This window comes from Streptomyces sp. NPDC053474, from assembly GCF_044544845.1.
In the GTDB taxonomy this organism is placed as follows: Bacteria; Actinomycetota; Actinomycetes; order Streptomycetales; family Streptomycetaceae; genus Streptomyces.
In genome coordinates this window covers 212,239-227,493 of record NZ_JBITXV010000014.1, presented here as the reverse complement: position 1 = coordinate 227,493, position 15,255 = coordinate 212,239, and the positions used below count along the sequence as shown (strand labels likewise).

General features: G+C 73.2%; 13 protein-coding genes. 7 read left to right on the top strand and 6 right to left on the bottom strand.

From position 1 onward, the window contains the following. Positions 1 to 22 precede the first annotated feature (22 nt). Entirely contained in the window at positions 23 to 1,492 is a 1,470-nt protein-coding gene (locus tag ACIG3E_RS30625; protein WP_399622808.1) for a cytochrome P450, read from the top strand. 16 nt (positions 1,493 to 1,508) lie between these two features. Here ACIG3E_RS30625 and ACIG3E_RS30620 read toward each other — a convergent pair whose 3' ends face one another. Then, positions 1,509 to 2,456: a pseudouridine synthase gene (locus tag ACIG3E_RS30620; RefSeq protein WP_399622807.1), complete on the bottom strand. Its 948-nt coding sequence runs from the start codon at positions 2,454 to 2,456 to the stop codon at positions 1,509 to 1,511. Between the two features lie 107 nt (positions 2,457 to 2,563). On the opposite strand from ACIG3E_RS30620, the gene ACIG3E_RS30615 reads away from it, so the two are divergent. Next, on the top strand, positions 2,564 to 3,142 hold the full coding sequence (locus tag ACIG3E_RS30615) for a GNAT family N-acetyltransferase (RefSeq protein ID WP_399622806.1): 579 nt from the start codon (positions 2,564 to 2,566) through the stop codon (positions 3,140 to 3,142). 67 nt (positions 3,143 to 3,209) lie between these two features. Here the strand turns inward: ACIG3E_RS30615 and ACIG3E_RS30610 are convergent, their stop codons facing one another. Both ACIG3E_RS30610 and ACIG3E_RS30605 read right to left on the bottom strand, forming a co-directional pair. After that, positions 3,210 to 4,043, bottom strand: coding sequence for a siderophore-interacting protein (locus ACIG3E_RS30610; protein WP_399622805.1), 834 nt, complete (start codon positions 4,041 to 4,043; stop codon positions 3,210 to 3,212). A gap of 60 nt (positions 4,044 to 4,103) precedes the next feature. Continuing rightward, positions 4,104 to 5,018, bottom strand: coding sequence for a 5'-3' exonuclease H3TH domain-containing protein (locus ACIG3E_RS30605; RefSeq protein ID WP_399622866.1), 915 nt, complete (start codon positions 5,016 to 5,018; stop codon positions 4,104 to 4,106). 284 nt (positions 5,019 to 5,302) lie between these two features. Here ACIG3E_RS30605 and ACIG3E_RS30600 point away from each other — a divergent pair, with 284 nt between their 5' ends. The 4 genes from ACIG3E_RS30600 to ACIG3E_RS30585 all read left to right on the top strand — a co-directional run bounded on the left by ACIG3E_RS30600 (position 5,303) and on the right by ACIG3E_RS30585 (position 10,873). Next, the gene (locus ACIG3E_RS30600; protein WP_399622804.1) at positions 5,303 to 6,511 is read left to right on the top strand and encodes a glycine betaine/L-proline ABC transporter ATP-binding protein; all 1,209 of its coding nucleotides are present in this window, start codon (positions 5,303 to 5,305) and stop codon (positions 6,509 to 6,511) included. Beyond that, entirely contained in the window at positions 6,504 to 9,116 is a 2,613-nt protein-coding gene (locus ACIG3E_RS30595; RefSeq protein WP_399622803.1) for an ABC transporter permease/substrate binding protein, read from the top strand. Before ACIG3E_RS30600 ends, ACIG3E_RS30595 begins: the two co-directional genes overlap by 8 nt. A gap of 440 nt (positions 9,117 to 9,556) precedes the next feature. Continuing rightward, positions 9,557 to 10,132: a helix-turn-helix domain-containing protein gene (locus ACIG3E_RS30590; RefSeq protein ID WP_399622802.1), complete on the top strand. Its 576-nt coding sequence runs from the start codon at positions 9,557 to 9,559 to the stop codon at positions 10,130 to 10,132. A gap of 3 nt (positions 10,133 to 10,135) precedes the next feature. Then, on the top strand, positions 10,136 to 10,873 hold the full coding sequence (locus ACIG3E_RS30585) for a helical backbone metal receptor (protein ID WP_399622801.1): 738 nt from the start codon (positions 10,136 to 10,138) through the stop codon (positions 10,871 to 10,873). Here the strand turns inward: ACIG3E_RS30585 and ACIG3E_RS30580 are convergent. Then, positions 10,842 to 11,954: a TDT family transporter gene (locus ACIG3E_RS30580; RefSeq protein ID WP_399622800.1), complete on the bottom strand. Its 1,113-nt coding sequence runs from the start codon at positions 11,952 to 11,954 to the stop codon at positions 10,842 to 10,844. The two genes, ACIG3E_RS30585 and ACIG3E_RS30580, sit on opposite strands and share 32 nt — an antisense overlap. Before the next feature lie 70 nt (positions 11,955 to 12,024). On the opposite strand from ACIG3E_RS30580, the gene ACIG3E_RS30575 reads away from it, so the two are divergent. Beyond that, a complete protein-coding gene (locus ACIG3E_RS30575; RefSeq protein WP_399622799.1) occupies positions 12,025 to 12,966 on the top strand; it encodes a LysR family transcriptional regulator in 942 nt (313 codons plus the stop codon). Between the two features lie 67 nt (positions 12,967 to 13,033). On the opposite strand, the gene ACIG3E_RS30570 is transcribed toward ACIG3E_RS30575, so the two are convergent. Together ACIG3E_RS30570 and eat are read right to left on the bottom strand one after the other, a co-directional pair. Beyond that, complete coding sequence (locus ACIG3E_RS30570) at positions 13,034 to 13,732, bottom strand: gamma-glutamyl-gamma-aminobutyrate hydrolase family protein (protein WP_399622798.1); 699 nt, start codon at positions 13,730 to 13,732, stop codon at positions 13,034 to 13,036. 23 nt (positions 13,733 to 13,755) lie between these two features. Next, positions 13,756 to 15,207 carry an ethanolamine permease gene (gene eat, locus ACIG3E_RS30565; RefSeq protein WP_399622797.1) on the bottom strand — a complete coding sequence of 484 codons (1,452 nt, stop codon included), beginning with the start codon at positions 15,205 to 15,207 and terminating at the stop codon, positions 13,756 to 13,758. Between the last annotated feature and the right edge of the window lie 48 nt (positions 15,208 to 15,255).

Sequence of the window (15,255 nt, the reverse complement as noted above, 5' to 3'; positions counted from 1 at the left end):
TCGCGACCCCGGAGCGACCACCGTGACGACTCCCTCCTCATCCCCTTCTCCCGCCGCGCCGCCCGGCTGCCCCGCCCATCAGGGCGCCTTCGGCGCGGGCGGACTGCGCCGCCTGTACGGACCCGAGGCCGACGAGGACCTCGCGGGCGTGTACGAGAAGCTGCGCGCCGAGCACGGCCCCGTGGCCCCCGCGCTGATCCACAACGACGTACGCGTCTGGGCGGTGCTCGGCCACAGCGAGAACCTGCACATGGTGCGCACGCCCTCCCAGTACACCCGCGACTCCCGCGTGTGGAGCGCGGTCAAGGACGGCAGCGCGGGCCCCGACCACCCGCTCGCGCCCGTGTTCACCTGGCAGCCGATGTGCAGCTTCGCCGAGGGCGCCGAGCACCAGCGGCTGCGCGGCGCGGTCACCGGCGCCATGGCGGGCCTCGACCACCGCGGCATCCGCCGCCACATCAACCGCTACAGCAACAAGCTCCTCAACGGCATCTGCGAGCAGGGCGAGGCCGATCTGGTCGGCCAGTTCGCCGAGCACCTGCCGATGATGGTGATGCTGCACGTGCTCGGCATGCCCGAGGACTACAGCGAGCGCATGGTGCAGGCCGCCCGCGACATGATCAAGGGCACCGAGACGGCCATCGCCAGCAACGCGTACGTGATGGAGGCCCTCACCCGGCACGTGGTGCGCCGCCGCACCCAGCCCGAGGAGGACTTCACCAGCGCCCTCATCGCCCAGCCGCAGCAGCTCACCGACACCGAGATGGCGGAGCACCTGCGCCTCGTGCTCATCGCCGCGTACGAGGCGACGGCGAACCTCATCGCGAACGTGCTGCGGATGGTGCTCACCGACCCGCGCTTCCGCGCCCAGCTCAGCGGCGGCCAGATGACCGTCCCCGAGGCGGTCGAGCAGTCGCTGTGGGACGAGCCGCCGTTCAGCGCGATGGTCGGCTACTTCGCCAAGCAGGACACCCAGCTCGGCGGCCAGCAGATCAAGGCGGGCGACGGCCTCCTGCTCGGCATCCAGCCCGGCAACGTCGACCCGGTCGTGCGCCCCGACCTGTCCGCCAACATGCAGGGCAACCGCTCCCACCTCGCCTTCAGCGGCGGGCCGCACGAGTGCCCGGGCCAGGACATCGGGCGCGCCATCGCCGACACCGGCGTGGACGCGCTCCTGATGCGGCTCCCGGACGTCGAACTGGCCGTGGACGAGTCCGCGCTGTCCTGGCGCTCGTCGATCCTGTCCCGGCATCTGGTGTCGCTTCCGGTGACGTTCGGCAAGCGGCCGCCGCAGGACGTCACCGCCCGGCCCATGGCGCAGGTGCCGACGCCGCGCACGAGCTGGGAGGTGTCGTCGCCGCTGCCGGAGGCGCAGGTTCCGCCCGCGGCCCCGGCGCCGCGGCCCGTGGCGAGCGCCCCCGCGGCGGCCCCGGCGCCGGTGCGCCGCAAGGGCGCGTGGCGGCGCTTCCTGGAGTGGTGGCGGGGCTACTAGAGGCCGCTCCGGCCGCTCAGCCGTCGGCCCACGTCCCGTACGACGACCAGGCGTCCAGGACCCGCTCGCTGACGAAGCGGTGCGCCGTGCCCGTGAGCGGGTCCGTGAACTCCAGGGAGCGGGCGAGGAGTTGCAGCGGGCGCCGGAAGTCGTCCGGCGCCACCGCCGGAAGGACCGCCGGGTAGAGCGGGTCGCCGAGCAGCGGGAGGCCGAGCGCGTTCATGTGGACGCGCAGCTGATGGGTGCGGCCGGTGTGCGGCAGGAGCCGGTAGCGCCCGACGCGGCCGTCGTGCGCGAGCAGCTCGACCCGGCTCTCGCTGTTCGGCTCGGCGCCGGGCACCTCGTACGCGGCGAGCACGCCGCGCTCCTTGACGATGTGGCTGCGCACGGTACGGGGCAGCGTGACAGCCGGGTCGTACGCGGCCACGGCCTCGTACTCCTTGCGCACCCGCCGGTCGGCGAAGAGCGTCTGGTACGCGCCGCGCTCCTCGGGCCGCACGGTGAGGAGCAGCAGCCCGGCGGTGAGCCGGTCCAGGCGGTGCGCGGCGCCGAGCGCGGGGATGCCGAGCTCGGCGCGCAGCCGGGCGAGCGCGGTCTGCGTCACGTGGCTGCCGCGCGGCATGGTGGCGAGGAAGTGCGGCTTGTCGGCGACGACGATGTGCTCGTCGCGGTAGACGACGGTGAGGTCGCCCGGCACCCGGGGCTCGGCGGGCAGGTCCCGGTGGAACCACACGTACAGGCCCGCCGCGTACGGCGTGTCCGGGGCGAGCGGCGTGCCGTCCGCGCCGACGATCCGGCCCTCGCGCAGCATCCGGTCGACGACGCCCGGTTCGGCCGCGAGCCGCGCCACGAGGTGGTCGCGCACGGTCGCCCAGGTGCCGTCCGCCGGGAGGCGCACCCGCACCGGGTCGACGCCGTCGCGCTGGGGGAGCGGTGCCGGGGGCACACGGGGCTTTCGTCTCACGTCGGCCCAGCGTACGGGTCGGTCGAGGGGCGCGGCCCGCGGGGCGGCCCGGGGGCGGCGGCGAAAACCGCTGTGCCGCGGCGGCCTCCGGCAGCACCATGAGGGGCATGCCCTTCATGATCTCGAACGCGGTCGAGCCCGGCGCCCTCGCGGGCCGGGCGCAGCCGACCCTGCCCGCCTCCGGCGGCCTCCTTCTGCGCCCCTGGGCCGTCACGGACGCGCCCGCCGTGTACGAGGCCTTCCAGGACCCCGTCCTCCAGCGCTGGCACGCGCGCGTGGCCGACTCCGAGGACGAGGTCCGCCAGTGGATGGAGACCTGGCGCACGGAGTACGAGGAGGAGACCAGCGCCCAGTGGGCCGCCGTCGACGCGGACACCGACGAGGTGCTCGGCCGGGTCGCCCTGCGCATGCTCAACTTCATCGACGGCCAGGCGGAGATGGCCTACTGGACCATGCCGCGCGCCCGCGGCCGGGGCGTGGCCCCGCGCGCGGTGACGGCGCTGACCACCTGGGCCTTCGACGGCCTCGGCCTGCACCGCCTCGAACTGCGCCACTCCACGCTCAACGAGGCATCGTGCCGCGTGGCCCTGAAGACGGGCTACGTCGCCGAGGGCGTCCAGCGCAGCGCGGTCCTGCACGGGGACGGCTGGCACGACATGCATCTGCACGCGCGGATCCGCGGGTAGCCGGGGCCGGGTCCCCGCGGGAGAGGGGCCCGGCCCCGGCACGGGAGCCGCGGGCGGGGCGCGGTGGTCAGGCCGCTTCCTGCTCGGCCTCCACCTGGGCGTTCCAGTCGCGCTTGGAGGCCTGCCAGCCGTCCTCGTTGTGGCCGAGGCGCCAGTAGCCGGAGATGGACAGGCGCTCGCGCGGGATCTGGTGCTCGACGCGCAGGACGCGGCGCAGCTCCTTCACGAAGCCCGCCTCGCCGTGCACGAAGGCGTGCGGGGTGCCCTCGGGGAAGTCCAGGGCGCGCACGGCCTCGACCAGGGCCTGGCCGACCGGGCGGCCCCCGCGGTGCAGCCAGACGACCTCCGCGCCGGTGGCGATCGGCTGCTCCTCCTCGGGGCCCTCGACCTCCACGAAGGCGCGTACCTCGGAGCCCTCCGGCAGGGCTTCGAGGGCGGCGGCGATCGCGGGCAGCGCGCTCTCGTCACCGGCGAGCAGGTGCCAGTCGGCGGCCGGGTCCGGGGCGTAGGCCCCGCCGGGGCCGAGCAGGCGCACCGTGTCGCCCGGCTCGGCGCGCAGCGACCAGGGCCCGGCGAGGCCCTGGTCGCCGTGGACGACGAAGTCCAGGGCCAGCTCGCGCTTCTTGGGGTCCCACCAGCGCACGGTGTACGTACGGGTGACGGGCCACTGCTCGCGCGGCAGCTCCTCGCGGACGCGCTGGAGGTCGAACGGCTCGGGGTAGGTCACACCCGCGGGGGCGAACAGGAGCTTCACGTAGTGGTCGGTGCAGTCGCCGGTCGTGAACTCCGCCAGGCCGTCGCCGCCGAGGACCACCCGCTGCATGTGAGGGGTGAGCCGTTCGGTGCGGACGACCTGCGCGACATGAGGCGTGGGACTCTTGCGCGCGGGCCGCTCTGCCATGGTGTGCCTCCCCTGATCCACAACTTGTTAGGTTCACCTAACCTAACATCCGGCCCTCGCTCACGCCTCGAGCGTGGTCAGCAGTCGGCCGAGCGAACCCCCCAGGCCCCAGCGGGCGGCGAGCGCCTCCAGGGCGGCCGGATCGCGCGGCGCGCGCGGAAGCGCGAGGTCCACATCCGGCAGCGGCACGTCGCTCGCGACCCGCACCACCGTCGGCGCGACGGCCACGTACGGACGGGCCTCGTCCAGGCGCCTGCGCTGCGACGGCGTCAGCTTGGACTTCGGGTCGTCCACCGCCGCCATGATCCCGGCCAGGTCGCCGAAGGCGTCGAGCAGCTTCGCCGCGGTCTTCTCGCCGATGCCGGGCACGCCGGGCAGGCCGTCGCTGGGGTCGCCGCGCAGCAGGGCCAGGTCCACATAGCCCGGTCCGTCAACGCCGTACTTCTCGCGCAGCAGGGCCTCGTCGGTCATCTGGAGGGTGCCGACGCCCTTGAGCGGGTACAGGACGCGGATGCCGCGCGCGTCGTCCACCAGCTGGAACAGGTCGCGGTCGCCCGTGACGATGTCGACCGGGCCGCGGGCGCGGGCCGCATAGGTGCCGATCACGTCGTCCGCCTCGTACGCCGCCACGCCGACGCGGGCGATGCCGAGGGCGTCCAGGACCTCCTCGATCACCGGCACCTGGGGGGAGAGGGTGTCCGGGGTCTCCTCGACGTCCGGGGCGGTGGAGCTCTCCGGGGACTCCTGCGCCACGCGGTGCGCCTTGTACGAGGGGATCAGCTCCACGCGCCAGTGCGGGCGCCAGTCCGCGTCCATGCAGGCGACCAGGTCGTCCGGGCGGTGGTCCTGGACGAGGCGGGTGATGAATTCGAGCAGGCCGCGGACCGCGTTGACCGGGGTGCCGTCCGGGGCCTTCACGGATTCGGGGACGCCGAAGTAGGCCCGGAAGTACAGGGACGCCGTGTCGAGCAGCATGAGCCGTCGGGTTTGGTGGGTCACGAGTGCATCTTGCCGCACGGGCGGCGGGGCCTCGCGGGGGCGCCCCAGGGCCGCCCGGCCGTGCACCGGCACTCGGGACAAGTGGGGCCTTTGTGACCTGGGACACTTCTTGGTTTGGCGTGGGGCGGCGGGGGCAGGCGCGCACGCGGAGCGACCCGTCTCGTTTTCAACTTCTTGACGGGCGAACGGGCGATCCCGTGTCGCTCCACGGCCCGCCGGCGGGGGAGGCGGGCCGTCTTCGTTCGACCCGAGAGGTGTATGTGTCCAGGCTGCAAGCCGAGCACTTGTACAAAGTGTTCGGCAGACGACCCGACGACGCGGTGACCAGGCTCCGCGCCGGAGCCGACCGTGAGGAACTGCGCGCCGAGGGGACCACCGCCGCGGTGGTCGACGCGTCCTTCACCGTCGAGCCGGGCCAGATCTTCGTCGTCATGGGTCTCTCCGGATCCGGCAAGTCCACGTTGCTGCGCATGCTCAACGGGCTCTCGGAACCGACGGCCGGGCAGGTGCTCTTCGACGGCCAGGACCTGACGAAGCTCAGCCCGCGCGAGCTGCGCGAGGTCAGGTCCCGCAAGATCAGCATGGTGTTCCAGCACTTCGCGCTGTTCCCGCACCGCAGCGTGCTGGAGAACGCCGCGTACGGCCTGGAGGTCCAGGGCCTGCCGCGCGCGGAGCGCGAGCGCCGGGCCACCGAGGCGCTCGAACTCGCCGGGCTCAAGGGCTGGGAGAAGTCCTGGCCCGACGAGCTGTCCGGCGGCATGCAGCAGCGCGTGGGCCTGGCCCGCGCCCTGGCCACGGACGCCGACCTGCTGCTGATGGACGAGTCGTTCAGCGCCCTCGACCCGCTGATCCGGCGCGACATGCAGGACCAGCTCCTCGAACTCCAGAAGACGCTGAAGAAGACCATCGTCTTCATCACCCACGACCTGAACGAGGCCATGCGCCTCGGCGACCAGATCGCCGTCATGCGCGACGGCCGCATCGTCCAGACCGGCAGCGCCGAGGACATCCTCGTCACCCCGGCCAACGACTACGTCGCCGCGTTCACGCAGGACGTCGACCGCGCCCGGGTGCTGACCGCGGGCGCCATCATGGCCGACCCGGAGACCGTGTACGGGACCACGACGCCCGAGGGCACCGAGCTGCGCACCGCCGCCGACGTCTTCAAGGCCGCGCCCGCGACCGTGGCCGAGGACACCCCGATCATCGAGCTGTTCACGCCGTGCTCCACCAGCGGCGTCGCCGTGGCCGTGACCGGCGCGGACGGCGCGCTCGTCGGGGTCGTACCGCGGGCGCGGCTCCTCGCCGTGCTCGGGGAGCCCGCCACGCAGCAGGAGCCCGCCGTGAGCGCCGTCATACCGGCGCGGGTCAAGGACGCGGCGAAGGCCCCGGGCGACGCGGTCGAGGACGAGCGGAACGCCGACGACGACGGCGGCAAGAGCGTGGGCAAGGTGAGCAGCGGTGCCTAGGATTCATCTCGGCGACTGGGTCAACGACGCGGTCGACTGGCTCACGAACCACCTCGACTGGCTGTTCAGCTTCATCGAGTCCGTGCTCAGCGGCATGAACGACACGATCATCGACGTCCTTCAGGCGCCCGAGCCGCTGCTCCTCGCGGGCATCTTCGCCGTCGTCGCGTTCTGGCTGCGCGGGCTCACCGCGGGGGCGCTCACCTTCGTCGGCTTCGCGTTCATCGACTCCCTCGAACTGTGGGACAACGCGATGATCACGTTGTCCCTGGTGCTCGTGGCGACGATCATCGCCCTGGTCATCTCGGTGCCGCTCGGCATCTGGGCGGCCCGCTCGAACCGGGTCAGCGCGCTGCTCCGGCCGGTGCTCGACCTGATGCAGACGCTGCCCGCGATGATCTACCTCATCCCGGCCATCCTGTTCTTCGGCATGGGCGGCCCGGCGGGCATCGTCGCGACCCTGATCTTCGCCCTGGCCCCCGGTGTGCGCATGACCGAGCTGGGCATCCGCCAGGTCGACAAGGAGCTGGTCGAGGCGGCCGAGGCGTTCGGTACGACGCCGCGCAACGTGCTGTTCCGCGTCCAGCTGCCGCTCGCGCTCCCGACGATCATGGCCGGTGTCAACCAGGTCATCATGCTGGGTCTGTCCATGGCCGCCATCGCGGGCATGGTCGGCACCGGCGGCCTCGGCGCCGACGTGAACGAGTCCATCGGCCAGCTGGACGTCGGCCTCGGCGCCGAGTCGGGCGTCTCCATCGTGATCCTCGCGATCTACCTGGACCGCATGACCGCGTCCCTGGGCACCCAGGTCTCCCCGCTCGGCCGCCGCGCCGCCGCCAAGGCGCGCGCCGCGCAGGGCCTGAAGCTGTGGAGCTACCGGCCGCGCCCGGCCTTCGCCGTGATCGGCGTCGTCGTCCTCGCACTCGTCGCGGGCGGCGTGGGCGTCTTCGGCGGCTCGGACGACGACGCGGCCACCGCCGCGGACGGCAAGAACGTCGGCCACGGCAAGCAGCTGAACGTCGGCTACATCCCCTGGGACGAGGGCGTCGCCTCCACCTTCCTGTGGAAGGAGATCCTGGAGCAGCGCGGCTTCAAGGTGAACGCCAAGCAGCTCGACGCGGGCCCGCTCTACACCTCGCTCGCCCAGGGCAGCGTCGACTTCCAGACGGACTCCTGGCTGCCGACCACGCACGCCTCGTACTGGGACAAGTACGGCGACAAGCTGGACGACCTCGGCCGTTGGTACGGGCCGACCTCCCTGGAACTGACGGTCCCCTCGTACATGAAGGACGTCAATTCTCTGGAGGACCTCAAGAGCAAGAAGGGCACCTTCAAGGGCAAGGTCATCGGCATCGAGTCCAGCGCGGGCATGATGAAGCTGCTCAAGGACAAGGTGCTCAAGGAGTACGGCCTGGAGAAGGACTTCGAGGTCGTCGACGGCTCCACGCCCGCGATGCTCGCCGAGCTCAAGCGCGCGTACGCCAAGAAGCAGCCCATCGTCGTGACGCTGTGGTCGCCGCACTGGGCGTACAGCGAGTTCGACCTGAAGAAGCTCAAGGACCCCAAGGGCGCCTGGGGCAAGGGCGACGGCGTGCACACCCTGTCCCGCAAGGGCTTCGGCGGCGATCACCCCGAGGTCGCCAAGTGGCTCAAGGACTTCAAGATGAGCGAGAAGCAGCTCACGGGTCTTGAGGCGGAGATCAACAAGGCGGGCAAGGGCAACCAGCAGCAGGCCGTGCGCGCCTGGCTGGAGAAGAACCCCGGCCTGGTCGACAAGTGGGCCCCGGTGGCCGCGGGCGCGGCCCCGGCCGAGGCCAAGCGGACCCTGAACGTCGCCTGGTTCCCCTGGGACGAGGACGTGGCGGTCACGTATCTGTGGAAGAACGTCCTGGAGCGGCGCGGCTACAAGATGAAGCTGTCGCAGTCCGACGTGGGCCCGGTCTACACCGGCCTCGCGCAGGGCGACATCGACGTGAACTTCGACGCCTGGCTGCCCAGTACCCAGAAGAACTACTGGGACAAGCACAAGGACGACCTCGTCGACATGGGCACCTGGTACAGCCCGACCTCCCTGGAGGTCGCCGTGCCGTCCTATGTGAAGGGCGTGAAGTCCCTGGAGGACCTCAAGGGAAAGGGCGGCACCTTCAACGGCAAGATCGTCGGCATCGAGCCGGGCACCGGCGTGATGCAGAAGCTCAAGGACGAGGTCCTGCCCGGCTACGGCCTGGAGGACGAGTACAAGATCGCCAGCGGTTCGACGCCCGCGATGCTCGCCGAGCTCAAGCGCGCGTACGCCAAGAAGGAGCCGGTCGCGGTGCTGCTGTGGTCGCCGCACTGGGCGTACAGCGAGTACGGCCTGACCAAGCTGAAGGACCCCAAGGGCGCCTTCGGCAAGGGCGACACGATCCGGACGATCACCAGCAAGAAGTTCCCCGAGCAGTACCCGCAGCTCACGAAGTGGTTCAAGAAGTTCAAGATGAGCGAGTCGGAGCTCGCGGGTCTGGAGAACGAGATCAAGAAGCGCGGCAAGGGCCACGAGGAGCAGGCCGTCGCCGCCTGGCTGAAGGAGCACCCGGAGGTTCCGGACCGGATGGCTCCGCAGTAACCGGGGGCCCGGCCGCTCCGCCGCCGGTTCCGTCGGCGGCTTGAAGCAGTCCGCGCCGTCGTGGTGCCCCGCCGCTTCGCGGCGGATTCCGCCCGCCCACCCGTCCGCTTCAGGACGGGTGGGCGGGCGTACGCGTGCTCGGGCGCGGGCCGAAGAGGGCGGAGAAGGTGCGCCGGGCGGGCCCGGGAGTTGCCGGAGTTGCGGTGCGGCGGGCCTCGCGGCGACGATTTCCGGTCCGGCGGGCGTTGGACGACGAGCGCGCGGCGTGGTGAACCCGCGACGGCGCGCGCCCCAGCGCTCGGCTGGAACGTGCGCACGGACCGCCCAACTGGGTAAAACCGTTTGGCGAACATGCGTAGGGTGCAGAAAACCCATCAGGGTGAAGGCACTGGCTCGCCCGAGTCGGCCCAAGCGCGCAAGAGAAGAAGGGAGCCGAGGCGATGGACGAGCACAAGGAAAACCTCCGGGTGGGCTCGGCCGTACGGCGCCGCCGCCGTCAGCTGGAGCTCACCCTCGCGGTCGTCTCCCGGCGCAGCGGCCTGTCCGTGCCGTTCCTCAGCCAGGTCGAGAACGAGCGGGCCCGCCCCAGCATGCGCTCCCTGGAGCGGGTCGCGGACGCGCTCGGCACCACCGCCGTGGAGCTGCTCGCCGCCGCCGACCCGACCGGCACGGTCGACCTGGTGCGCGCCCACGACGAGGTGAGCCTGGCGGGCGGCACCTGCGAGACGCACGTACGGGACCTGGTGCGCGGCCACCACCAGCTGCACGCCTTCGAGTACGTGGGCGACCACGACGAGGGCCGCGAGTTCCAGCACCGCAACGACGAGCTGATGTACGTCATCGCGGGCGCCGTCGAGGTCGAGGCCGAGGGCCGCGCCTACCGCCTCGGGCGCGGCGACTCCCTGTATCTGACCGGTGGCGTGCGGCACCGCTGGCGGGCCACGGCGGCCGACGCGCGGGTGCTCGTCGTCGCGGTGGGCGACCACATCGAGGCCCTGGACGCGGGGCGGCGCTGAGCGATGCCCTCCGCCCGGGTGGTCTCCCTGGTGCCGTCCCTGACCGAAGCGGTCGCGGTGACGGTGCCGGGCGCCCTGGTCGGCGCCACCGAGTGGTGCAGCCACCCGGCGGACCTCGACGACCTCGGCGTCACGAGGGTCGGCGGCACGAAGAACCCGGACGTCCCCGCGGTCGTGGCGCTCGCCCCCGACCTGGTGCTCGCCAACGAGGAGGAGAACCGCCCCGCCGATCTGGCCGCCCTGCGCGCCGCGGGCCTGGACGTCCTGGTCACGGAGGTGCGCGGCCTGGAGCAGGCCTTCCGTGAGCTGTCCCGGGCGCTCGCCGCCTGCGGCGGTCACGCCCGGCCCCGGTGGCTCGCCGAGGCCGAGGACGCCTGGGACGGCCTGCCGCGCCCGGCCTCCCGGCTGCGGGCGGCCGTGCCGGTCTGGCGGCGGCCCTGGATGGTGCTCGGCCGCGACACGTTCGCGGGGGACCTGCTCGCGCGCCTGGGCGTCGACAACGCCTGGGCGACGCACGCCGAGCGCTATCCGCGCGTCCCGCTCGACGAGCTGCGCGCCGCGGCCCCCGACCTGGTGGTGCTCCCGGACGAGCCGTACCGCTTCACGCCCGACGACGGCCCCGAGGCCTTCCCGGGGACGCCCGCCGCCCTGGTCAGCGGGCGCCACCTCACCTGGTACGGACCGTCGCTGCGCGAGGCGCCGGGGGTGCTCAGCGCGGTGCTGCGAGCAGCCGTCCGCTGAGCAGGCCCCGGGCCGTCTGGGCCAGGGCCACCGCCCACGCGGTCACGAGGACGGCGAAGAGGGCCGCGGCCAGCCAGTCGTAGGCGGCGAGGCCGGTGTGCCGGGCCAGGCCCGCGGCGCCGGTGACGCAGGTGCCGACGGGGAAGGTGAAGGCCCACCAGGTCATCGCGAAGCCCATGCCCGCGCGCCGGGCGCTGACCACCATCGCGGTCGCGAGGGCCAGCCACAGCAGGGCGAAGCCGAGCACCGGGACGCCGTACAGCACGGCGAAGACCGCGAAGCCCTGGTCGTAGGGGGCGGGCAGGACGCCCTGGGCCACGTCGGCGAACTTGCTGGCGGCGGTCGTGGACTGGCCGAGGGGGCCGAGGACCAGGAAGACGGTGGGGGTGAGCGCGAGGGGCAGCGGGGGCCCGGTGACCAGGCGGGCGAAGATCAGCGGCAGCATCACCAGGGTGGCGAGCAGGCTGATGCCGAACATCGCGAAACAAGCGTAGAGCAGGGCCCGTTGGGCCTCTCCGGGCGGCAGATGGGGCACCAGCAGCGGGCCGAGGGCCGCGGCGACCATGGGCGCCACGACGGGCAGCAGCCACACCGGGGACGCCTGGTCAGCCGTGATCTTGTGCCGGACCACCATCAGGTACGGGATGGCGACCGCGGCCACCAGGCCGATCGCCGCCCCGGCGGTGAACAGGACCGTGTCGAGGACGACGGCCGCGCTGATGCCTATCCAGTCCCGGCCGACGAGCAGGGTGGCGCCGCCGACCGCGAGCAGGGCCATGGACAGACAGCCGTAGAACGGCGCCACGGCCGGGTCGAGGAGGTGCGCGCGGGCCTGGTCCCTGTGGTGCGCCCAGTGCGCGGCACGCGCCAGCAGGAGCACGGTCAGCATCAGCAGGGACAGCGCCCACACGGCGGCACAGGCCGTGCGCAGACCCGGTACGTCGTACGGCAGCGCGACGCCCGCGTTGGCGATGATCGCGGTGCCCATGACGGACGCGTACCAGTTGGGGCCGAGGTGCCGGACGGCGGCGCGCGGGGTGCCGGGGCGGACCCGGGGGTGGCTGTGTGCTGCGGTGACCATGACTCCACGGTGCGCCCCCGCCGCCCGGCCCACCAGGGATCTTGGGGCTATGAGGGCATAACCTGGGCTTATGACCTCAGCCTCGTCGAGTTCCGCGGACACCCGGCCGGGGGTGCCGCTCGCGCACCGGGTGCCCGACCTGGCGGCCCTGGAGCTGCTGCTCGCCGTGGCCCGGCTCGGCAGCCTGGGCCGGGCGGCGCGGGAGCTCGGCATCTCCCAGCCCGCGGCGAGCGGGCGCGTCCGGTCCATGGAGCGGCAGCTCGGCGTGGCCCTGGTGGACCGCTCCCCGCGCGGCTCGCGCCTGACGGAGGCGGGCGCGCTCGTCACCGACTGGGCGCGGCGGATCGTGGAGGCGGCCGAGGCCTTCGACGCGGGCGCGCAGGCGCTGCGGGACCGCAGGGACTCGCGCCTCAGGGTGGCGGCGAGCATGACCATCGCCGAGTACCTGCTGCCCGGCTGGCTGATCGCGCTGCGCGCCCGGCGTCCGGACACGGCCGTCTCCCTGCTCGCGGGCAACTCCGCCGAGGTCGCGGAGCGGCTGCTCGGCGGCGAGGCGGACCTCGGGTTCGTGGAGGGCCTGAAGGTGCCGCCCGGCCTGGACGCGGCGGTGATCGGGCACGACCGGCTGATCGTGGTGGTCGCGCCCGGCCACCCCTGGGCGCGGCGGCGCGCGCCGCTCGCCGCCCCGGAGCTCGCCGGGACGCCGCTGATCCTGCGCGAGCGGGGCTCCGGCACCCGGCAGGTCCTGGACACGGCCCTCGGCGGGCTCGCGGCGCCGCTCATGGAGCTGTCCTCCACCACCGCGGTGAAGTCCGCCGCGGTGAGCGGGGCCGGGCCCGCTGTGGTCAGTGAGCTGGCCCTTGGCGACGAGTTGGCCGCGCGCCGCCTGGTGCGGGTGGCGGTGGAGGGGGTGCGGCTGCGCCGCGAGCTGCGGGCCGTGTGGCCGACGGGGCATGTGCCCGCCGGGCCCGCGCGCGAGCTGCTCGGGCTCACACAGGGGAGTGCCCCGTAGGGGCGCGGGGAACTGCGCGACCAGCCACGACGGACCCGCGGACGCCCGACGTCCTGGCGCGGTACGGTCAGCCGCGCGCTGCCCGTACCAGCGCCTCCATCACCCGGGTGTCCGTGCCCGCCTCCGGATGCCACTGCACGCCCAGGGCCCAGGCGGGGCCCGGCAGTTCGACGGCCTCGACCGTGCCGTCGTCCGCGTGGGCGCAGGGCAGCAGGCCCCGGCCGAGGCGGTCCACCGCCTGGTGGTGGTACGTGGGCACGTCCGTGGACGCGTCGGGCACGACGGCGGCGTACCGCGTGCCGGGGACCGGCTTGACCGCGTGCGTGCTGAAGACGCCGGGGGCCTTCGCGTGGCCGTCCAGGTGCTGGACCAGGGTGCCGCCCAGGGCGACGTTGAGGAGCTGCATGCCGCGGCAGATGCCGAGCAGGGGCGTGCCCGCGGCCAGGGCGGCCCGGATCAGGGCGAGTTCCCAGGCGTCCCGCTCCTTCGCGGGCGGACCCGTGCGGTCCTCGCGCTCGGCGCCGTAGCGGGCCGGTTCCACGTCGGGGCCGCCCGCGACGACCAGGCCGTCGAGCCGGGCCACGACGTCCGCCGCGTGGGCGGGGTCGTCCGGCGGCAGCATCGACGCGAGGCCGCCCGCCGCCTGCACCAGGCGCGGATACCCGGCGGGCAGCAGCGCGGCGGGCAGCGTCCACACGCCCCAGCGCGCCTCGGCCTCCAGATAGGTGCTCACGCCGATCAGCGGGCGCTTGCCGTTCCCGTTCACCTTCGACTCCCTCTGCATTCGCGCTAGTTCCGTTCCAGTTCGGCCTCTGCGGCGGCCAGGGCCGCGAACTCCTCCTCCGGTGCCCGCGCCACCAGATGCTTGCGGCTGTACAGGCCGAAGTACGCGATCGCCACTCCGTACACGCCGAGCGCGATGAACGCCGCCGTGACGTCCACCAGGAACGTCGCCACCAGGGCGGCACAGGCCAGGGCCAGCGCCACCGAGGAGGTCAGGATGCCGCCGGGCGTGCGGTAGGGCCGCGCCAGGCCCGGCTCGCGGCGGCGCAGCACGATGTGGGAGAGCGACATCAGGGCGTACGAGATGGTCGCGCCGAAGACCGCCACGTTCAGCATGCGCGCGCCGTCGCCGCTGGCGGCGGCGAGCGAGAAGCCGATCGCGCCCGGCACGAGCAGGCCCAGGTAGGGCGCCTTGCGGCTGCTCGTCAGGGACAGGAAGCGGGGCAGGTAGCCCGCCCGGGACAGGGCGAAGAGCTGGCGCGAACCGGCGTAGATCAGGGAGAAGAAGGAGGCCACGAGGCCCGCGAGGCCCGCGTAGTTGATGACGCGGCTCAGGCCCGTGCGCTCGCCGTCCGGCTGCAGCGCGTCCACCAGCGGGTTGCCGGTCGACTGCAGGGCGGCGGAGCCGCGCGCTCCGGCCGAGGCGAAGAACGTCAGGAGCGCGAGCGCGACCAGGATGAGCATCGACCAGCGGATCGCCCGCGGCAGCGTGCGCGCCGGGTCCTTCGTCTCCTCGGCCGCGAGCGGTACGCCCTCCACGCCCAGGAAGAACCACATGCCGAACGGGAACGCCGCCCAGATGCCCAGGATCCCGAGCGGCAGCCAGGAGGTGGCGCCGAAGGCGTCGTGGTCCACGGGGATGTCGTTGAGCTTCGAGCCGTCGAAGTCCATGAACGCGCCGACGGCGAACACCAGGAGCGCCGCCACCGCGATGCCCGTGACGACGAAGCTGAACCGCAGCGCCTCGCCGACGCCCCACAGATGGATGCCGATGAAGATCACGAAGCAGGCGAGGTAGACCGGCCAGCCCGACTCCAGGCCGAAGAGGCCGAGCGACTCCACGTAGTCGCCGATGAAGATGGAGATCGCGGCGGGCGCGAGGATGTACTCGATGAGGATCGCCGTGCCGGTCAGGAAGCCGCCCCAGGGGCCGAGGGCGCGGCGCGCGAAGCCGTAGCCGCCGCCCGCCGTCGGCAGGACGGAGGACAGCTCCGCGAGCGAGAAGACCATGCAGGTGTACATCACGCCCATGAGCGCCATCGCGATGGCCAGGCCGCCGAAGCCGCCCTCCTTCAGGCCGGAGTTCCAGCCCGAGTAGTCGCCGGAGACGACGTAGGCGACGCCGAGGCCGGTGAGCAGCACCCACCCGGCGTTGCCGCGGCGCAGGGCGCGCCGCTCCAGATAGTCGTCGCCTTCGGCGGCGCGCGCCGTCGTCGGCTCCGTGGACTCCAGGCTCATGCGGGGCTCCCCCTGCGGCACTCAATGGATTGAGGACATACCTTTGCG